Source organism: Bacillus sp. PK3-067 (assembly GCF_056738645.1).
Genome location: NZ_CP096490.1, coordinates 3,554,915 through 3,574,194, shown reverse-complemented (window position 1 = coordinate 3,574,194; position 19,280 = coordinate 3,554,915). Strand labels below are relative to the sequence as shown.

Genomic DNA, 19,280 nt, shown 5'->3' with positions numbered 1-19,280 from the left:
GTTACTAAGTCTATAGGGGAAGTGAACTATGTATATTTTTATTTTTAAAATAGAACAGTAATAAAGAATGTAACAAGTAAGAGATAAACTTGAAAAAGAGGTTTCAAAGAATGAGTCTTTTCATAAAGAAAGCAATGGATGAAGAAAAGAAAAAAGTATTGAATCAAACTTTAGGAGCGATTGATCTAACTCTTTTAGGGATTGGAGCAATTATTGGTACAGGTATTTTCGTATTAACTGGTATTGTAGCAGCGAAACATGCTGGTCCGGCGATTGTATTATCTTTTGTATTAGCGGCAATTATATGTGCATGTGTAGCTTTCTGTTATGCTGAATTTGCATCTACAGTTCCAGTTTCGGGAAGTGTATATTCATATACATATATGACACTAGGTGAGATTTTTGCATTTATAGTTGGCTGGTGTGTTATGCTGGAGTATTTATTAGCGACTTCTGCGGTTGCAGCAGGCTGGTCAGCATATTTTCAGTCATTGCTACTAGGTTTTAATATTCACATTCCTACGATTTTTGCTTCGGCACCAGGAATGGGGAAGGGTGGAATCATTGATTTACCAGCAGTTCTTATTATTTTAGTTGTTACATTTTTATTAAGCCGTGGTGCAAAAGAAAGTGCACGAATAAATAATATAATGGTTATTATTAAACTGGCTGTTATTGTAGGGTTTATTGTTGTAGGGACACAATATGTAAGACCAGAGAATTGGCAACCATTTCTACCGTTTGGTTTTCACGGTGTGGTAGGAGGCGCTGCTACTGTATTTTTTGCTTTTTTAGGATTTGATGCAGTTGCAACAGCCGCAGAAGAAGTGAAGCGTCCACAACGTAACGTGCCAATCGGGCTACTTGTTTCCTTGTTCATTTGTACGGTTCTATATGTAGGTGTTTCATTCGTGTTAACTGGAATGGTTCCGTTTACGGAATTAAATGTTGCTGATCCTGTTGCATATGCGTTGCGCACTGTAGGAGAAGATAGAATTGCTGGGTTGTTATCGGTGGGAGCGATAGCAGGGCTAACAACAGTTCTGTTAGTAGCTATGTTTGCATTTGTTCGTGTATCTTACTCGATGAGTCGAGATGGATTGTTACCAAAAAGACTTTCAAGTGTCCATAAACGTTTACAAACTCCATTTTTTAATACATGGGTTACAGGTATACTAGCAGCTTTATTAGCGGGATTAGTGGATTTGAATTTATTAGCTAATTTAGTGAATATGGGAACGATAACAGCATTTGTGTTTGTATCTATAGCTGTCATTGTATTAAGAAAGACACATCCTAATATGAAGAGGCCATTCCGTGCTCCTCTAGTACCTTTTTTACCTATCGTTTCGATAGTAAGTTGTATATATTTAGCTTTGAACCTTTCTAAGCTTACTTTAATTAGTTTTGTGGCATGGATTATAATAGGTGTTTTCATATATTTTGTATATGCTAAAAAACATAGTAATGTTAGAAATAGAAATAGAAATAAAGTATAGTCCATTGAAATAATACTTGTAATGGAAATGAAAACACGCTACTTATTCATATAAGAACAAGTAGCGTGTTTTTTCTATTTAATAATCCCATTTTCTAAAATTTTAATAGTTGGTGCCACTTTCACATTAGCTTTTGAAAAGGCACTCGGCCAATCATCTTCGACTTGTTTCCATTCTTTATATTGAAACGCTCTCGCATAATCACCAAATCCGAATGGATCAAGTTGCTGTTTTTGAATGTTGTGGATTAAATCGTTCAAATCTTTGTTTAGTTGTTTTGTAATAAGAGAAGTTAATTTCTTTCTATCTTTGTCTATATCCATATTGAATGTAAGTTCAGAGACAGCAATTTTCAAATCCATTTTAACATGAAATTTGAAGTGGTTATCGCTATAATCTGTATGGATATCACGATTCATGCTAAGAACATTTATTGTTACGAAATCGCCGCCATCGGTATCTTTTAAATCACTATTACTTTCAACTGAAGTAGAAGGGATTTTCAATGTAAGCGAAACCGGTGTATTCGCTTTCTTTTGTAACAAAAGAAGAAGGGCGCTTTCATAACGATTTAATGACATTTTATAAATTCCGCGAGAAGTTAATAGCGCGGAACCAGTAACGATAACATCCTTTTTACCTTTTTTTATTTCTGAAATAGCAGGTGTTATACCTTTATTAAACGTTTGCCTGTGAAATTCATGGAATGTCGTAAAAACGGTCCGATTGTACAGTTTGTTCGTATTAATTAAATCTGTTAAATACTCGGGAAGGGCAGGCTTATCTTTAAAGTTATTATATATAACTGAAGAAATTGGACCGTCTACTGCAACCATGCGCATGTTTCCAGTGTTTTTAGGATCACGATACCAAACATCAAGGTAAGGCATAGCCCCTTCTTGTTTTAAAAAATTTGTGCTAAATAAAATGAGCTGTAACTTTTCTGTAGATACTAAACCGCCACTTGAGCTATTAAACGTTGCTTTTGCTTCTCGAGGTGTACGTACTTTCGCTTCATGTGTTTCGTACTTTTTTTCTACGTCTTCATTAAAAATAGGATTCACGTGGTACACAATTAATTTTCCTTTTGCTTTTGCGTCAAAGCCGTAAATTAATGAAATCGATTGTTTTTCTAAGTCGAGTCGATCTCCACAGCCTGTTAAAAAGGTTATGAGAAAGTAAAGTATAGTGAAATGAATAAAGCGCCTCATTTAAACTCTTCTCCTTTTCCAATGCTGATAAAGTGTCATGTATAAGAGAAATACGACTGGGAATAGAAAAACGATAAAATAACTAGCAGTTCCCCAAAATTCCCGCAACGCACTTATCTGATAAGAAGAAGGGATATAAAAGAATAAGATGAAAATACACCCGAATAATAAAACATAAATAGGTAATGAACTGCCTTTTTTGTTAAGAAATTGATTAATTCCATCTGAAGCAGTGAAAATATAAGGAATACAGGAATCAAAAATAATAAAGAGATAAAATGACAAAAAGATAATTTCAAATCGCTCAAGAAATGAGAAGTGAAACGGTGTAACAAGAGAAAGAGTCGGCCATAAAAACTTTGTTATACCATCTGGACTAAAATAAACAAAAGAGACAAAGGTGACTTGAAGATAAATAAATAGCGTAATCAAATTCGCAAGAACAATTCCTTTTTTTGCAGATGATTTATTACTGAGATAAGGATAAAGGACAAATGCAAACTCAAATCCGAGAAACGCAATGATAGTTGATTTTACTGTGTTTAAAACTGGTATCCAGCCTTCTTTAAGAAGAGGAAGAAGATAAATCCAATGCCCATCTTTAAGCGGAATAAACAATAGAAAAGGCATCCATAGTGTGAAAAATACAGTGAAAACAGCATAGCGACTTATAATAAGAACGCCTTTACATGCTAGCATTAACATTGGAATAGATAGTAAAATCATAATTAAAAACATTGGAGTTCTAGGTAAAATCCAAATGTGAATAACGTATAAGAGGGAAAAAATTAAGGAAATAGCTGCAAGGACAGCATATAAAATCCAAAAAATCATTCCTACTCTTCCTAGCCACTTCCCAAGATAACGAGTTAGCACATCGAGTAAAGTATATCCAGGATGATTTTCCATAATTTTCACAATACATAAACTGACTAAAGTAGTGAGAGCACATCCAATAATAATAGACATCCAGCCATCTGTATTTGCCCCTTGTGCAACTTCACGCGGAAGTGTAAGGACACCGAATCCTACTTGAACACCACTAATCGTTAAAATGTATTGAAATAAACTAATCTCCCTCTTTGCACGTTTTGTCACTTATTATCCTCCTTTTCCTCAACATCTCTTTGCCGGTTATCTTGTTTTAATTGTAGAGATAGTGGCCGTTTCTTCATAAATTTCCATGGGAAACGTACAAGGGTATCTTTTAAATCCGAAGCAAATAACGGAGAAAAAGGACTACCATAAGGAACACCGAGAGATTCCATAGAAAGTATATGAATAATAATGATTGCCATCCCAACCATAATTCCAATGACGCCAAATAAAGAGGCGGCTATCATCATTGGGAATCGAAGAAGCCGAATTCCTGCTGACATTTCTAAGTTAGGAATAATGAAGGAGGCAACCGCAGTAATTGATACGACGATAACCATAACGTTACTAACAATCCCAGCTTGAACGGCAGCTTGTCCAATTACAATTCCTCCTACGACGCCGATTGTTTGCCCAACAGGTCCAGGAAGCCGAATCGCTGCTTCTCGGAGCATTTCGAGAACTAATTCCATTAATAAAGCTTCTAATATGGGAGGAAAAGGAATTTTGGCTCGAGATTCTCCAATCGTTAACAACAATTTGAGCGGAATCACTTCATAATGGAAGGAAATCATAGCAATATAAAGAGCAGGAGCAAATATTGCAATAAATAGCCCAGTGAAACGAAGGAGTCGTATAAAAGATGGAATCATAGGTCTGAAGCTGTAATCATCTATCGTCTGAAAAAAGGATGAAAAGGTCATAGGTCCTATTAATACGCCTGGTGAGCGATCTACAACAACGGCAATTCGCCCATCAAGAATATGATGTGCTGTTGTGTCGGGGCGTTCAGTTATTGATAATTGCGGAAAGAGAGTAAATGAATTATCTTCAACAAACCCCTCTAATTCACCAGTAGTAAGAATCGCATCAACTTTTACTGACTCGATACGGGATGCCATTTCTTTTACGACATTTTCGTTCGCAACATCTGCTAGATAAAGCAAAAAAACCTTTGAAGTAGCTCGTTCACCAACAGTGAATTCCTTCACTTTCAGTTCGCGATTTGGAATATATCGACGAATAAGTGCAAGGCTGTCGCTCGCTACTTCATTAAATCCTTCGTGTGAGCTTTTTATGGAGCTCTCTGTTGTAGGTTCTTCAATACTCCTTTTTGGTGCCGCTTGCGTATCGAGCTCTAAAGCGGATAGTTGTCCGTTTATAAATAAAATACTTTTGCCGTGTAAAAGAGATTGTTCAATGTCTGTCCACTGTTGAACTTTTTTAATATTTCCGATAGAAACAGAGGCTTTCCAAAAATCGTCTTCATTCCAATCTTTAAATAAGAGAGGACGAAGAATGTTTACGTTAATAACAGTTTTGTCTACAAGTCCTTCCATATATATGAGTGCAGCTTCCTGTCCGTTTTTTAATGGAAAAGTGCGTGTTATTAATTCTGGAATACCGCTAAACAGTTTGGACAAGTGCTTTAAATTAAGGGAAAGGGAAGAAGAGATAGATTTATTTAATGCGTAATCAGCTTGCTCTTGGGTAGAAAGAGATTTTTCACCACGAATCCATTTATTAAAAGACCCCATTTGTTCGCTTACTCCTTGTTATGTTTTATCCCGATTGGTGAGGGCTGATAATCAGTGGGGGATGAAGAAACCCCCCCACTGATTAAAGTTTCACTTTATATGGGTTATTATGGATAGTTACAAGCTGACATATGCGTAGTTTAAATTTTATATTGTATATTTTTAACTTTAACGCTATAATTATAGTGTTAAAGATGGAATCGTGATATGACCTGTTATGACTCTATCGTTTTATTTATGAATAAATGGATTGGTATTTTAGCAAGATGTGCTAATAAACTACTCCACCATGATAATAACGTGCCGAAATGTGGTGCGTATATTTTCGTGGTGGAGTTTTTTTATTCTCAAAAAGGGGGAAAGACCATGAATAACAACATGGTTCATATTACAATTGACGGAAAAAAGTATACAGCGGAGCCCGGTTCAACGATATTGGGTGTTATTAATGAGAACGGGATTGAACATCCGCAAATTTGTTACGTGCCAGAAGTAGATCCTATTCAAACATGTGACACTTGTATTGTAGAAGTTGACGGAAAGTTAATGCGTTCTTGTTCGACGATAGCAACGGAAGGTATGAACATTGAACGTGCTTCTGTTCGCGCAAAAGAAGCACAAACAGAGGCGATGGATCGGTTACTAGAAAATCATTTATTATACTGTACAGTATGTGACAACAACAATGGGAACTGTAAACTGCATAATACAGCAGAATTAATGGAAATTGAACATCAAAAATATCCGTATGAACCGAAAGTAGATGTAAGTGAAGTTGATATGACGCATCCGTTTTATCGCTATGATCCTAATCAATGTATTGCATGCGGTCAATGCGTTGAGGTGTGTCAAAACTTACAAGTAAATGAAACGTTATCGATAGACTGGGAAGCGGAACGCCCACGAGTTATTTGGGATGAAGGAGTAAATATTAATGATTCTTCATGCGTTAGCTGTGGTCAATGTGTAACGATTTGTCCTTGTAACGCTTTAATGGAGAAAACGATGCTCGGTGAAGCTGGATTTATGACGGGATTAAAACCAGATATTCTTGAACCGATGGTAGATTTAATTAAAGAAGTTGAGCCTGGATATAGCGGTATTTTTGCGGTATCAGAAGTGGAAGCGGCCATGCGTGATACTCGTACGAAGAAAACGAAAACAGTATGTACATTTTGTGGTGTAGGTTGTTCGTTTGAAGTGTGGACGAAGGGGCGTAAAATTCTTAAAGTACAGCCATCTTCAGATGCACCAGTTAACGCAATTTCCACTTGTGTAAAAGGGAAATTTGGTTGGGATTTCGTAAATTCTAAAGAACGAATAACAAAACCTTTAATTCGTAAAAATGGAACGTTTGTTGAATCTACATGGGAAGAAGCACTGAATGTAGTTGCAAATAAATTAGGCGCTATTAAAGAAGAGTACGGTAAAGGTTCTATCGGATTTATTTCTTCCTCTAAAATTACAAATGAAGACAATTATGTAATTCAAAAATTGGCTCGACAAGTATTTGGAACGAATAATATTGATAACTGCTCACGTTATTGCCAATCACCAGCAACGGATGGTTTGTTCCGTACAATTGGTATGGGCGGTGATGCCGGAACGATTAAAGATATTGCGCAATCTGGTCTTGTTATTATTGTAGGATGTAATCCGACAGAAGGTCATCCTGTTCTAGCTACACGTATTAAACGTGCACATAAATTACACGGACAAAAGTTAATTGTAGCTGATCTTCGTAAAACCGAAATGGCAGAGCGATCAGATGTCTTTATTAGTCCAAAACAAGGAACAGATCAAGTTTGGTTAATGGCTGTTACGAAATATATGATTGATCAAGGTTGGCATGATCAGGAATTCATTAATGAGAATGTAAACTTCTTTGAAGATTTCAAAGAAAGCCTAGAGGAATATACACTTGAATATGCAGAAGAAGTAACAGGTATTTCAAAAGAAACGCTTATTCAAATGGCTGGAATGATTCGTGATGCAGATGGTACATGTATCCTTTGGGGTATGGGGGTAACGCAAAATACAGGTGGTTCTGATACTTCCGCTGCAATTTCAAACTTACTTCTTGCAACAGGGAACTACCGTCGTCCAGGAGCAGGCGCATACCCACTTCGAGGCCACAATAACGTACAAGGTGCTTGTGATATGGGTACTTTACCAGGATGGCTTCCAGGATATCAGCACGTTACTAACGAAATGGAACGTGCGAAATTTGAAACTGCTTACGGAGTGAAAATTGATAGTGAACCAGGTCTTAATAATATCGAAATGCTTCACGCAATTGACGAAGGAAAAATGAAAGCAATGTATCTTGTCGGAGAAGATATGGCTCTTGTAGATTCTAATGCAAATCATGTACATGAAGTGTTATCGAGCCTTGATTTCTTCGTTGTGCAAGATGTTTTCCTTTCTAAAACTGCTCAATATGCAGATGTTGTATTACCAGCAGCGCCATCTCTTGAGAAAGAAGGTACTTTCACAAATACAGAGCGCCGTGTCCAAAGATTATATCAAGTTCTTCCTACGCTAGGAGATGCGAAACCAGACTGGTGGATCGTCCAGGAAGTTGCGAATAAACTAGGTGCAAACTGGAATTATAGCCACCCAAGTGAAATCTTTGCTGAGATGGCAAGTTTATCACCATTGTTCTCGCAAGCGAACTATGAAGTGCTTGAAGGATGGAACAGTTTCCATTGGGGAAGTTTTGATGGAACGAATACACCACTTCTGTTCCAAGACGGATTTAACTTCCCAGATAAAAAGGCTCGTTTTGCGATTGCTGACTGGGTACGTCCAGCTGAATTTCCAGCTGAGTTTGACCTTCACATTAACAACGGTCGTATGCTTGAGCATTTCCATGAAGGGAATATGACAAATAAATCAACAGGTATTCAAACGAAAGTACCTGGTGTTTTCGTTGAAATCTCTCCAGACCTTGCAAAAGAACGTGGCGTAAAAACAGGTTCGTTAGTTCGTCTTGTCTCTCCTTTTGGAGCATTAAAATTACGTGCACTCGTTACAGATCGTGTAAAAGCGAATGAGTTATATTTACCGATGAACTCTACAGATAACGAAACGGCAATTAATTTCTTAACAGGTCCTGCTGTGGATGTACGTACGAATACACCTGCGTATAAACAAACAAAAGTACGTATGGAAGTATTAGAAGTTGATGGCGAAAATCCGATGCCAAAAGCGAACCCACGCAATAAAAAACGTCACCCTCAAGCTGGAATTGAGGTACATCGTAAGTGGGCACGTCCAGGATATGTGCATTTAACGGATAAGTAGGAGGAGAAAACTATGGCTGCACCTATAAAAATGATTCAAAAACAAGAATTAACTGAGGAAGAAATAAAACAGCAAAAGTTAGATGATTTAAAAGAGCTTCTAACTAATAATGAAGAAGCTCTAAATCAGATGTTTAATATAGTAGGGGAATTAAATGACATTGGAATGCTAGAAGCTGCAAATTCAATGCTAAAAGCGAAAGAACCAATTGCGAAAATTGTTCTAGGTCAAGTAACTCGTGAGCCTGTTACAAATTTAATTAATAATATGATGGGCGCTGCAGGTGCGTTAACTGAACTTGACCCAGAACTTACGAAAAAGCTTATAGGTAGTTTATTAGTCGGGCTAGAAGAAGGTAATGAACATCTAGAAAGTAATAAAAAAGTAGGGGTATTCGATCTTATGAAAGTATTGAAAGACCCAGATATTAACCGTGCTATCGGGTTTGGGCTTCATTTCTTAAAAGGTATGGGGAAAGGGTTAAAAGACGAATAAACTTCATGAAGTGAACCTTTCCGCCCAAATATTTGTAGGAAATAGTTTGGGCGGAAGGCTCATTTTGGTAAAATATATAATAGAGTAAAATGAGGCTTTTGGGAGGTATAATTGTATGTCAAAAAAAGTACATGAATTTAATGATATGATACGAAAACTTCGAAAGGAACTTTTCGGAAAAGGACCAGAACGAATTCATACTGTTTTTGCGGAAAATATGGCTATAGCGACTCTTTATGGAAACTTAACACCTACTGAAAAATTTATTTCAAGTACGATGGACGGTGCGGAAATGGTTCATATGGCTAGAACGAAAATGATTCAAGAAGTGTATGCTGCGAATTCCCGTGAACATTTGGAGGAACTTGTTGGAGCGAAATTAGTGAATTTGTTTTCAGATATGAAAGTAGAAGAAGATATTGCAGTTTCTGTATTTGTTTTTGATAAAAATATAACGTGAGAGAAGGATACTGATCGTGAAACCGATACAGGTAGAAAGAGAAATCTTTCGTTATGAACAAGGAGCATTTAAACATATAGAGGACAGCATTGTAACAGAGTTTCCTGTCACCATTAAAATGAACGGACAGGAGTTTGTTACAATGGTTAGTACTCCAGAATATATAGAAGATATGGTAATAGGCTTCTTAGCGTCTGAAGGAATCATTCGGAAGTATGAAGACATTGATAGTGTATGGGTGCAGGAGAAAGAAGGATTTGTGCATGTAACAACGACAAAAGTAAATCCGTATTATGAACAAATGCAAAATAAACGCTATATTACGTCTTGTTGTGGTATGAGTAGGCAAGGGTTTGTTTTTGCAAATGATGCACTAAGTGCAAAAAAAATGAGGGGTGTCCATGTACAGGTTGCTGCCGATGATTGTTTTCGGTTAATGAAAGAAATGCAGCAATCTGCGGATACGTTTCATCGTACTGGTGGGGTTCATAATGCAGCTTTATGTGATGTTAATGGTATTATTTTAAGCCGAATGGATATTGGTAGGCATAATGCACTAGACAAAATTTACGGTTATTGTTTAAGAAACGATATTTCTATAAAAGATAAAATCATTGTTTTTAGTGGTCGTATTTCTTCGGAAATATTATTGAAAGTTGCAAAAATCGGTTGTGAAATTATACTATCAAAATCAGCTCCAACTGAGTTAGCTTTGCAACTAGCGGAAGATTTAGGTATTACGACAATAGGATTTATTCGTAATCACTCCTTAAATGTATATACCCATCCAGAACGTGTTTTAAATATAAAATAAAAGTGAGGCAATGAAGATGAAATCAGTTACATTAGACAAGTTGCAACGTCCGTTAAAGGATTTACGTATTTCAGTTACTGATCGCTGTAATTTTCGCTGCCGATATTGTATGCCAGAAGAAATATTTGGTCCTGATTACTCGTTTTTGTCTAATGATAAAATTTTATCTTTTGATGAAATTGAAAGGATAACACGTATTTTCGTTTCTTTAGGTGTGAGAAAATTACGGATTACAGGCGGAGAACCGTTACTTCGAAGAGGGCTTCCAAAGCTTATTGAGCGCCTTAATAAAATTGATGGTGTAGAAGATATCGGTTTAACAACCAATGGATCGTTACTTAAAAAGTTTGCTCCTGATTTATATAAGGCGGGACTATCACGTGTAACAGTTAGCTTAGATTCCTTAGAAGAAGAGCGGTTTTTCTATTTAAATGGTAATAGGAGCAAAGTGCAAAGGGTTCTGGAAGGAATACAGGCTGCAGCTGAAGTTGGAATGAAAATTAAAATAAACATGGTCGTTCAAAAGGGAAAAAACGAACAGGACATTTTGCAGATGGCGCAATATTTTAAGGAAAATAAGCATATTCTTCGTTTTATTGAGTATATGGATGTTGGAAATTATAATGGTTGGGATTTAAAAGAGGTCGTCTCTAAACAAGAAATAGTAGATACGATTCATCAAGTTATGCCGTTAGAACGGATAGAAGCAAATTATTCTGGTGAAGTGGCTACTAGGTATCGTTATATAGGAAGCGATGAGGAAATAGGTATTATTTCATCAGTAACAGATTCTTTTTGCTCATCATGTACGAGAGCTCGTATTTCTGCAGAAGGAAAATTATATACTTGCTTATTTGCTTCTAAAGGAAATGATTTAAGAGAATTGCTTCGTTCTGAACATACAGATGAGGACATTACAGATGTAGTACGCGATATATGGAATAATAGGGAAGATCGTTATTCAGATGAACGCTTAAATCATACAAATAAGAAAACAATACCTAAAATTGAAATGTCACATATCGGTGGTTAATATATAAAGCTAGCGTCATAGTGAAAAATGGAAAATTTACAAGAGTTGTGGATTTTCTATTTTATAGTAAAAGTGATGATTGATATCTCTGTAAAAGATGTGCAGAGAAATTAAGCAGCATTCAAAAACCTTTATTTTGAGGAGGTTTTTTGAAGCTGCTTTTTTATTTGGAGAAAATGGAGGAATGGGTAATGGCATTTCATAAGCCGGAACAAATTGCTGAGCTTGTCATTGAGGCCGGTGTTCAAAAAGTAAGACAGACATTGCCAGCGATGCTTATTCTCGGTTTTTTAGGAGGAGCGTTTATTGCGATAGGTTTTTTACTTAACATTCGAGTTTTAGGGAATTTACCTGAGCGCTGGGGAAGTCTAGTGAATGTTTTAGGAGGAGCAGTATTTCCTGTTGGACTCATGCTCGTAGTATTAGCAGGAGGAGAATTAATTACGGGAAATATGATGTCACTGTCTATGGCGCTTTATGCAAAGAAAATTACATTAATAAGTGTACTGAATAACTGGGTTTGGATTACTCTCATGAACTTTATTGGGGCAATTTTCGTTGCGTATTGCTTTGGACATCTTGGCGGATTAACAGAGGGAGAGTATTTAAATAAAACGGTAGCGATAGCGGAAGGGAAGTTACATGAATCATTTGGGAGAACTTTAATTTTAGCAATTGGTTGTAATTGGCTCGTTTGTCTTGCTCTTTGGCTCGCTTACGGGACGAGTGATTTTGTCGGGAAAATCATCGGAATTTGGATTCCAATTATGGCATTTGTAGTGATTGGATTTCAGCAAGTAGTAGCAAATATGTTTGTCATTTCCGCTGTTATTTTTGCTGGTCATCTAACGTGGATGGATCTGGCTAAAAATTTTGTTCCTGTTTTTATCGGAAATGTAATTGGAGGAGCTGGGTTTGTTGGTTTTGCTTACTTTGCTTGTTATCAGAAACAACATTCTAATATGAAATAGAGTTCTTGAGAGGAAGGGTATGTAATGGCTGATCGGTATTCACGACAACAGTTGTTCAAACCAATTGGGAGTAAAGGACAAGAAAAAATTCGAAATAAACATGTGTTAATTGTAGGGGCAGGCGCATTAGGAAGTGCAAGTGCCGAAAGTTTCGTACGTGCAGGTGTTGGTAAGTTGACGATTATCGATCGTGACTACGTTGAATGGAGTAATTTACAAAGGCAACAATTGTACTCTGAACAAGATGCGAGAGAGAAAATGCCGAAAGCAATTGCTGCAAAAAATCGGCTAGAACAAATTAATTCGGAAGTACAAATACATGCTTTCGTAATGGATGCAACTTCAGAAAATATGGAAGGTCTATTAAAAAATGTAGATGTAATCATTGATGCAACAGATAATTTTGATATTCGATTTGTAATAAATGATTTATCACAAAAACATAATATTCCGTGGGTATATGGTTCTTGCGTTGGATCATATGGTATGAGTTATATAATTATTCCGCAAGAGACACCGTGTTTACATTGTATGCTGAAAAATATCCCTGTTACAGGTGTGACGTGTGATACTGCTGGGATTATTAGCCCGACTGTTCAAATCGTCGCAGCATATCAAGTGGCAGAAGCGCTCAAAATTTTAGTGGAAGATTTCTCAGCAATTAGAAAAACATTTTTCATGTTTGATATATGGAGTAATCAAAATCATTTTATAAAATTAGGGAAAATAAAAACAGACGCTTGTCTCTCATGCGGTTTGAATCGAACTTATCCTTATTTATCATACGAAAATCAAACGAAAGCAGCTGTTTTATGCGGAAGAAATACAGTTCAAATTAGAACAGTAGACAATAGGAAATACAATTTTGATGATATAGAAAAAGTATTAAAAAAACTGGGAAAAGTAGATCGGAATCCGTATTTACTATCTTGCCAATTCGATGATTACCGCATCGTTTTTTTTCGGGATGGTCGTGTTTTTATTCATGGTACAAATGATATTTCGAAAGCGAAACAACTATATTATCGCGTATTCGGTTAATAGAGAGGGTGTCAACAATGGAAAGAAGAGTGCCAATTACGGTTGAAGAAGCTGTTCGTAAAGTGATGGGATTTGCTGATAAGGGCTTAAAGGAGCTATTACCAATTGAATTAGCTTATGGACGTATATTAGCAGAGGATTTAGTAGCTGACCATGATGTACCGTCATTTAATCGTTCGCCGTATGACGGATTTGCTATTCGAGCAGAAGATACTAATTTAGCAAGTTATGAAACGCCAATTGTATTTGAAGTAGTGGGTGAAATTGGTGCAGGATCGCTATTCCATGAGAAAGTAGGTCCATTTCAAGCAGTTCGAATTATGACAGGAGCACAAATTCCGAATGGGTGTGATGCGGTTGTTATGTTAGAGCTGACTCGTCAATATGAGAAGAATGGCAACAATTATATGGAAGTGAAGCGATCATTCAAAACGGGCGACAATATTTCTTTTCAAGGTGAAGATGCTCGTAAAGGAACAGTTCTTGCAAAGAAGGGATCGTACATTAATCCAGGTATTTCAGCTCTTCTTGCTACATTCGGTTATAGTGAAGTACCAGTTGCGAGAAAGCCTGTAATTGGACTGTTAGCGACTGGGAGTGAATTACTGGATGTCAATGATTCATTACAGCCAGGGAAAATCCGAAACAGTAATACGTACATGATATTGTCTCAAATTCGAAGAGCGGGCGGAAGAGTAAAATATTTTGGGAAGTTTAGTGATGATTTTAATACGTGTTTTACAGCTGTGAAAGAAGCGCTTGGCCAAGTAGATATGTTAATTACAACGGGCGGTGTATCAGTAGGAGATTATGATTATTTACCAGCTATTTACGAAAAGTTAGGTGCATCTGTTCTTTTTAATAAAGTTGCAATGCGACCAGGAAGTGTTACGACTGTAGCACAATTAAATGGCAAGTTATTATTTGGTTTATCAGGGAATCCATCAGCTTGTTACGTAGGGTTTGAATTATTCGTAAGACCGTGTATTCGGACGTATATGTTTAGTGAAAAAGTACATTTAAAAAGAGAAAAAGCGTTATTAGGAGAAGATTTTCTAAAACCGAATCCATTTACAAGATTTGTACGAGCAAAATTGCAATATGATGAGGGGAAATTAATCGCTTATCCATCAGGGTTTGATAAATCTAGCTCAGTTTCTTCATTGGCAGAATCCAACGCGTTTATCGTATTGCCGGGCGGGACAAGAGGATATAAAAAAGATATGTTTGTCGATGTTCTTTTATTAGAAGATAACGAAGGTAGTGAATGGACTTGGACATTTCATAAAGTGAGAGGTGGTTTTAATGGGACAAGTGCTATTTGAGATTGTAGATAAACCGATTTTAGTTGAAGAAGTAACGAATAAAGTCGCAAGAAGGGAAGCAGGTGCGATTACAACATTTATTGGTACGGTGAGAGAATTAACAAAAGGAAAACGAACGCTACATTTAGAGTATGAAGCATATAAACCGATGGCAGTAAAACAACTTATGAGAATTGGTGAAGAAATTAGTGAAAGATGGCTGGATGCAAAAGTAGCAATTACGCACCGTGTAGGGCGACTAGAAATAATGGATATTGCGGTAGTCATTGCAGTTTCATCACCGCATCGTAAAGTAGCTTATGAAGCGAATGAGTACGCGATTGAACGTATAAAACGAATCGTTCCAATTTGGAAAAAAGAATTTTGGGAAGATGGAACGATGTGGGTTGGAGATCAACTTGAAAACACACCTTATCCAGAAGGAAAACCAAAGAAGGAAGAATGAGAAAATGATTACAATTTTACTGTTTGCAAATTTGCGTGAGGAAGTTGGATCGGATCGATTAGTAATTTCAGAAAAGCAAGAAATGACAGTGCAGCAATTAAAAGAATGGCTCAAAGCCAGCTATTGTTTACAATCGCTGGATAAAGTGATGGTGGCTGTTAATGAAGAGTTTGTAATGAATGAAGAGATGATAAAAGCCGGAGATATAGTCGCATTAATCCCACCCGTTAGCGGGGGATAATAAGCTTTTTCACCAGATGAAGTGCCAAGAAAATGTTGTATATAAATTAGAATAAGAGAAGGGATGAGTTCTATGCTTACTCAAGAACAAATAATGAATGCATTAAAACATGTAGAGGATCCAGAGTTACACAAAAGTGTTGTAGAATTAAATATGGTTAGAAATATACAAATGAACGGAACAGAGGTTAAACTTGAAGTAGTACTAACAATCCAAGGTTGTCCGTTAAAAGCAAAAATTCAACAAGATATTGAAGAATCGCTTCACGCAATTGGTGCCTCTAAAGTGGAGGTAACATTTGGTTCTATGACACAAGAAGAACGTGCAGCTTTAACAGAGAAGTTAAAGCGAAATACTAGAACAGAAACTGGTATGCCGAGCATGCTTCGCCCGGATTCAGGAGTACGTTTTATTACTGTAACGAGCGGAAAAGGCGGAGTTGGAAAATCAACGGTGACAATTAATCTTGCAACTGCACTAGCTCGTATGGGCAAAAAAGTGGGGATATTAGATGCAGATATATATGGTTTTAGTATTCCAGCTATGATGGAAACGAATAAGAAACCAACGATGATTGATCAAACGGCAATTCCAGTCATTAGTCACGGTGTTAAAATCATGTCGATGGGATTCTTTACAGAAGGAAATAACCCAGTGATGTGGCGCGGACCGATGCTAAATAAATGGATTCAAAATTTCCTTGCGAATACGCACTGGGGAGAATTAGATTATTTATTACTTGATTTACCACCAGGTACAGGAGATGTTGCGATTGATGTTGCAGCGATGATTCCGCAAGCGAAAGAAATAATTGTTACAACTCCGCACAATATAGCTTCATTCGTTGCTTCAAGAGTTGGTGTAATGGCAAAACATACGAAGCATGAGATTTTAGGTATTGTGGAAAATATGGCTTATTATGAAGAACAAGATGGATCGAAAAATTATCTCTTCGGAAAAGGCGGCGGTGAAATGCTTGCAGAACAATTGCAAACAGAAGTAATTGCCAAAATACCTTTTGCGAAACGTGAAGAAAATAATGGTTCATCTGTATATGATGAAGATTCTCTTGTTGGAGAAGTGTTTACATCGTTAGCTGAGGATATTATTTATAGAGGATAGAGGGGGAAGTTTAGTATGGCATGTAACATTGATCATTCTATTGAAGATGTGATGAATAAGCTTGAAAGTCAAAAGAATTTTTTACCTGAAGGGATCTTTAAAGAGTTAAAGAGTTTTTTGCAAGGTATTCATTCACAGAAATTATTAAATGATGTTTTTCACCTCCTAAAAAAGTATGATTTAGTCAGTGAGGAAGAACGAGAGACGAGAAACGCACAATTGTTGTACATTTTGAATTAAGTACTCTTTGGCTTTAGAATTTTTTCAGAAGGGGTGAATGTGATGGATATGAAAAAGATGATTGAAACGATAGAAGTAACTAGAGTGACTGACGAGGAATTATCGATTTCGAATTTACATCCAAAGCTTGTGAAGTTGTATAGTCAAAAAGATAGTGCAGAGTATACGAAGCTATTAAAATATATTTTATCATTATCCGTACAGCTGAAGCTGAATCTTGTATTGAAATATTTTGGTGTACGTCCCATTGTTGCTGCAGACGAGCGGGTGCAATTTCAAGAGATATTTAAATGCTTAGCTAAGAAAGATGAGAATGGGGAATGGTTTCTAAATTTTGTTTCTTTATATGTAGGGCTAATTGTAGTTCTTCGTTTTGATGAGAAAGTGATTGAGAGCAATTTTTTTGATGATATGGTAGTGGATGAATGTAATGAAATATAAGATTCTACTCATAACATTTTTCTATATTAAATGCTTTAACTGCGATTTTAGTTGGTTATGTAAATATGAAGGTAACTAATTAAGAAAAAGGAATGAAACTAGTTGGATAAAAAGAGTTCTTCAGTTGTTTCCGTCGTTTTTTCGTGTTACTATTAATCGAATTTTTCATAAGGAGAGAAAGCGATGAAATGGATTTATTTTCTTATTATTAACGTTATAGCTTTTAGCCTTATGGGGCTTGATAAACGAAAAGCAAAGAAGAAACAGTGGAGAACGCCAGAAAGTACGTTGTTTTTATCGGCGGCAGCTGGAGGAGCAGTTGGAGCTTGGATCGGCATGTATATGTTTCATCATAAAACTCATAAAAAGAAATTTGTTTTCGGCATACCGTTACTTGTTGTAATAACGGTATGTTTATTATTCGTTGTATGAGAAATGTCGAAAGAAATGCAGATTGATTATTGGTAAAGTGAGCATGTGAGACCGTATAATGGAGAAAAAATGAGAAGAGGAGAAAAAGGAAGATGGGGAGTCAATCAGCAGAGCAAAAAAAAGGGATACTATACGCGGCTGGTGCTTACACGATGTGGGGAATCCTACCGATTTATTGGAAATGGGTTGAGGAAGTTCCAGCAGATGAAATATTAGCACACCGCATCGTTTGGGCATTTGTTTTTATGTTACTCGTATTAGGTGTTACGAAGAGGTTTCGTCAGTTTATTGGGGAATTTGTGAATCTTTTTAAACGACCTAAATTATTAATGTCATTAACAATAGCTTCAGTCTTGATTAGCGGAAACTGGTTTGTTTACATATGGGCCGTTAATCATAATCATGTTATTGAAGCGAGTCTTGGCTATTATATTAATCCGCTTATTAGTATTTTACTTGGTACAGTCGTTTTAAAGGAAAAGTTAAACTTCTGGCAATATGTTGCAGTTGGTTTAGCTGGAGTGGGGGTTATCATTTTAACAGTGCGTTTCGGATCTATTCCGTGGGTTTCTCTTTCACTTGCCTTTTCATTTGGATTATACGGATTAACGAAAAAACTGTTAAACTATGATGCTACAATTGGACTTACGATGGAAACGATGTTAGTGACACCGCTTGCAATCATTTACCTTGTTATGACAGGCGCCCATGGTTTCGGCTCATTTGGATCTATTTCAATGTTATCGACATTACTATTAATAGGAGCAGGTATTGTTACAGCTCTACCACTTTTTTATTTTGCAAAAGGAGCCCAACTTATTCCGCTTTATATGGTAGGTTTTTTACAATATATTGCACCAACAATTAGCTTAATTTTAGGTGTATTCGTATTTGGTGAACATTTCACATCTACTCATATGATTGCATTTTTCTGTATATGGGTTGCATTATTTGTATTCTCGGTAGCGAAGACTAAGTTTTTAGTGCAGAAACAACCGAAATTTATAAAAAATAAATCAGCAAAAGTATCATAATGCGTAGTATTTTCTACGCATTTTTCTTTATACTTATATTATATAGAATTTCCATTATAGTCAGTAAGGAGCTGAGAATATGGAAACAATTTTACATAATGATCCGCTTATGGCAGCTGTAATTTCATGGTTTTTAGCACAATTAACGAAAGTAGTCTTCAAATTAGTTAAAACAGGTGAATTTGATTTTGCAAAGTTTTTTGCTTCAGGTGGGATGCCAAGTTCTCATGCTTCAACAGTTACAGCGCTTGCTACAGGAGTTGGAGTAGTGGAAGGTGTGGAAAGCTCGATGTTTGCGGTTGCTACAATTTTTGCCATTATTGTTATGTATGATGCTTCAGGAGTAAGGCTTGCAGTAAGTAAACAAGCAAAAATATTGAATGATTTTTTTCACGGTAGAGAAACAGAATATAAGAAGTTAAATGAACTTGTTGGGCATACACCGTATGAAGTAGTAGTCGGTGCTTTATTAGGGATTATTGTCGGAGTAGGGTATTGTTTATGAGCAGAACATTTTATATGTTCTGCTTTTCTTTG

20 protein-coding genes are annotated in these 19,280 nt (G+C 36.4%); 17 read left to right on the top strand and 3 right to left on the bottom strand.

What is annotated here, in order from left to right:
* The first annotated feature begins 110 nt into the window (after positions 1-110).
* Positions 111-1,499: an APC family permease gene (locus M1D73_RS18310; protein WP_000051653.1), complete on the top strand. Its 1,389-nt coding sequence runs from the start codon at positions 111-113 to the stop codon at positions 1,497-1,499.
* A 74-nt stretch (positions 1,500-1,573) separates the two neighbouring features.
* Here the strand turns inward: M1D73_RS18310 and gerSC are convergent, their stop codons facing one another.
* The 3 genes from gerSC to M1D73_RS18295 are packed head-to-tail and all read right to left on the bottom strand — an operon-like array spanning position 1,574 to position 5,343.
* A complete protein-coding gene (gerSC, locus tag M1D73_RS18305) occupies positions 1,574-2,710 on the bottom strand; it encodes a spore germination protein GerSC (protein WP_001252213.1) in 1,137 nt (378 codons plus the stop codon).
* Positions 2,711-3,808, bottom strand: a complete 1,098-nt coding sequence (locus M1D73_RS18300; protein ID WP_071739326.1) for an endospore germination permease — start codon at positions 3,806-3,808, stop codon at positions 2,711-2,713.
* A complete protein-coding gene (locus tag M1D73_RS18295; protein ID WP_000534523.1) occupies positions 3,805-5,343 on the bottom strand; it encodes a spore germination protein in 1,539 nt (512 codons plus the stop codon). The genes M1D73_RS18300 and M1D73_RS18295 overlap by 4 nt, the downstream gene beginning before the upstream one ends.
* A 366-nt stretch (positions 5,344-5,709) precedes the next feature.
* On the opposite strand from M1D73_RS18295, the gene fdhF reads away from it, so the two are divergent.
* The 16 genes from fdhF to M1D73_RS18215 all read left to right on the top strand — a co-directional run bounded on the left by fdhF (position 5,710) and on the right by M1D73_RS18215 (position 19,248).
* Positions 5,710-8,649, top strand: coding sequence for a formate dehydrogenase subunit alpha (gene fdhF, locus M1D73_RS18290; RefSeq protein ID WP_001063638.1), 2,940 nt, complete (start codon positions 5,710-5,712; stop codon positions 8,647-8,649).
* Positions 8,650-8,661: 12 nt separating this feature from the next.
* Positions 8,662-9,144 (top strand): helical membrane plugin domain-containing protein, encoded by a 483-nt coding sequence (locus M1D73_RS18285; protein WP_000729897.1) that lies wholly within the window; start codon positions 8,662-8,664, stop codon positions 9,142-9,144.
* Between the two features lie 115 nt (positions 9,145-9,259).
* On the top strand, positions 9,260-9,604 hold the full coding sequence (locus M1D73_RS18280; RefSeq protein WP_000039582.1) for a Na-translocating system protein MpsC family protein: 345 nt from the start codon (positions 9,260-9,262) through the stop codon (positions 9,602-9,604).
* Positions 9,605-9,620: 16 nt separating this feature from the next.
* The gene (gene fdhD / locus M1D73_RS18275; protein WP_000802690.1) at positions 9,621-10,418 is read left to right on the top strand and encodes a formate dehydrogenase accessory sulfurtransferase FdhD; all 798 of its coding nucleotides are present in this window, start codon (positions 9,621-9,623) and stop codon (positions 10,416-10,418) included.
* A 16-nt stretch (positions 10,419-10,434) separates the two neighbouring features.
* Complete coding sequence (gene moaA, locus M1D73_RS18270; RefSeq protein WP_000844124.1) at positions 10,435-11,451, top strand: GTP 3',8-cyclase MoaA; 1,017 nt, start codon at positions 10,435-10,437, stop codon at positions 11,449-11,451.
* A gap of 191 nt (positions 11,452-11,642) precedes the next feature.
* The gene (locus tag M1D73_RS18265) at positions 11,643-12,422 is read left to right on the top strand and encodes a formate channel (RefSeq protein WP_000863998.1); all 780 of its coding nucleotides are present in this window, start codon (positions 11,643-11,645) and stop codon (positions 12,420-12,422) included.
* Positions 12,423-12,446: 24 nt separating this feature from the next.
* Complete coding sequence (locus M1D73_RS18260; RefSeq protein WP_000785259.1) at positions 12,447-13,463, top strand: molybdopterin-synthase adenylyltransferase MoeB; 1,017 nt, start codon at positions 12,447-12,449, stop codon at positions 13,461-13,463.
* 17 nt (positions 13,464-13,480) lie between these two features.
* Positions 13,481-14,788 (top strand): molybdopterin molybdotransferase MoeA, encoded by a 1,308-nt coding sequence (locus M1D73_RS18255; RefSeq protein WP_086692780.1) that lies wholly within the window; start codon positions 13,481-13,483, stop codon positions 14,786-14,788.
* On the top strand, positions 14,769-15,233 hold the full coding sequence (gene moaE, locus M1D73_RS18250; RefSeq protein WP_000531881.1) for a molybdopterin synthase catalytic subunit MoaE: 465 nt from the start codon (positions 14,769-14,771) through the stop codon (positions 15,231-15,233). The genes M1D73_RS18255 and moaE overlap by 20 nt, the downstream gene beginning before the upstream one ends.
* A 4-nt stretch (positions 15,234-15,237) precedes the next feature.
* On the top strand, positions 15,238-15,474 hold the full coding sequence (gene moaD / locus M1D73_RS18245; protein WP_000628500.1) for a molybdopterin converting factor subunit 1: 237 nt from the start codon (positions 15,238-15,240) through the stop codon (positions 15,472-15,474).
* 72 nt (positions 15,475-15,546) lie between these two features.
* Positions 15,547-16,596 (top strand): P-loop NTPase, encoded by a 1,050-nt coding sequence (locus M1D73_RS18240; protein ID WP_000957508.1) that lies wholly within the window; start codon positions 15,547-15,549, stop codon positions 16,594-16,596.
* Positions 16,597-16,611: 15 nt separating this feature from the next.
* Positions 16,612-16,836 carry a hypothetical protein gene (locus M1D73_RS18235; RefSeq protein ID WP_000752375.1) on the top strand — a complete coding sequence of 75 codons (225 nt, stop codon included), beginning with the start codon at positions 16,612-16,614 and terminating at the stop codon, positions 16,834-16,836.
* Positions 16,837-16,878: 42 nt separating this feature from the next.
* Positions 16,879-17,277: a hypothetical protein gene (locus M1D73_RS18230; RefSeq protein ID WP_000367300.1), complete on the top strand. Its 399-nt coding sequence runs from the start codon at positions 16,879-16,881 to the stop codon at positions 17,275-17,277.
* Between the two features lie 183 nt (positions 17,278-17,460).
* Positions 17,461-17,709: a DUF1294 domain-containing protein gene (locus M1D73_RS18225; protein WP_000871349.1), complete on the top strand. Its 249-nt coding sequence runs from the start codon at positions 17,461-17,463 to the stop codon at positions 17,707-17,709.
* A gap of 92 nt (positions 17,710-17,801) precedes the next feature.
* Positions 17,802-18,743, top strand: a complete 942-nt coding sequence (rarD, locus tag M1D73_RS18220; protein ID WP_000535539.1) for an EamA family transporter RarD — start codon at positions 17,802-17,804, stop codon at positions 18,741-18,743.
* Between the two features lie 79 nt (positions 18,744-18,822).
* The gene (locus M1D73_RS18215; protein ID WP_000447820.1) at positions 18,823-19,248 is read left to right on the top strand and encodes a divergent PAP2 family protein; all 426 of its coding nucleotides are present in this window, start codon (positions 18,823-18,825) and stop codon (positions 19,246-19,248) included.
* Positions 19,249-19,280 lie beyond the last annotated feature (32 nt).

Excerpts from the sequence above, each read along its gene's own strand:
- M1D73_RS18310 (WP_000051653.1), top strand. The coding sequence starts at position 111 with ATGAGTCTTTTCATAAAGAAAGCAATGGATGAAGAAAAGAAAAAAGTA.
- gerSC (WP_001252213.1), bottom strand. The coding sequence starts at position 2,710 with ATGAGGCGCTTTATTCATTTCACTATACTTTACTTTCTCATAACCTTT.
- M1D73_RS18295 (WP_000534523.1), bottom strand. The coding sequence starts at position 5,343 with ATGGGGTCTTTTAATAAATGGATTCGTGGTGAAAAATCTCTTTCTACC.
- fdhF (WP_001063638.1), top strand. The coding sequence starts at position 5,710 with ATGAATAACAACATGGTTCATATTACAATTGACGGAAAAAAGTATACA.
- M1D73_RS18285 (WP_000729897.1), top strand. The coding sequence starts at position 8,662 with ATGGCTGCACCTATAAAAATGATTCAAAAACAAGAATTAACTGAGGAA.
- M1D73_RS18280 (WP_000039582.1), top strand. The coding sequence starts at position 9,260 with ATGTCAAAAAAAGTACATGAATTTAATGATATGATACGAAAACTTCGA.
- moaA (WP_000844124.1), top strand. The coding sequence starts at position 10,435 with ATGAAATCAGTTACATTAGACAAGTTGCAACGTCCGTTAAAGGATTTA.
- M1D73_RS18265 (WP_000863998.1), top strand. The coding sequence starts at position 11,643 with ATGGCATTTCATAAGCCGGAACAAATTGCTGAGCTTGTCATTGAGGCC.
- M1D73_RS18260 (WP_000785259.1), top strand. The coding sequence starts at position 12,447 with ATGGCTGATCGGTATTCACGACAACAGTTGTTCAAACCAATTGGGAGT.
- M1D73_RS18255 (WP_086692780.1), top strand. The coding sequence starts at position 13,481 with ATGGAAAGAAGAGTGCCAATTACGGTTGAAGAAGCTGTTCGTAAAGTG.
- moaE (WP_000531881.1), top strand. The coding sequence starts at position 14,769 with ATGGGACAAGTGCTATTTGAGATTGTAGATAAACCGATTTTAGTTGAA.
- moaD (WP_000628500.1), top strand. The coding sequence starts at position 15,238 with ATGATTACAATTTTACTGTTTGCAAATTTGCGTGAGGAAGTTGGATCG.
- M1D73_RS18240 (WP_000957508.1), top strand. The coding sequence starts at position 15,547 with ATGCTTACTCAAGAACAAATAATGAATGCATTAAAACATGTAGAGGAT.
- M1D73_RS18235 (WP_000752375.1), top strand. The coding sequence starts at position 16,612 with ATGGCATGTAACATTGATCATTCTATTGAAGATGTGATGAATAAGCTT.
- M1D73_RS18230 (WP_000367300.1), top strand. The coding sequence starts at position 16,879 with ATGGATATGAAAAAGATGATTGAAACGATAGAAGTAACTAGAGTGACT.
- M1D73_RS18225 (WP_000871349.1), top strand. The coding sequence starts at position 17,461 with ATGAAATGGATTTATTTTCTTATTATTAACGTTATAGCTTTTAGCCTT.
- rarD (WP_000535539.1), top strand. The coding sequence starts at position 17,802 with ATGGGGAGTCAATCAGCAGAGCAAAAAAAAGGGATACTATACGCGGCT.
- M1D73_RS18215 (WP_000447820.1), top strand. The coding sequence starts at position 18,823 with ATGGAAACAATTTTACATAATGATCCGCTTATGGCAGCTGTAATTTCA.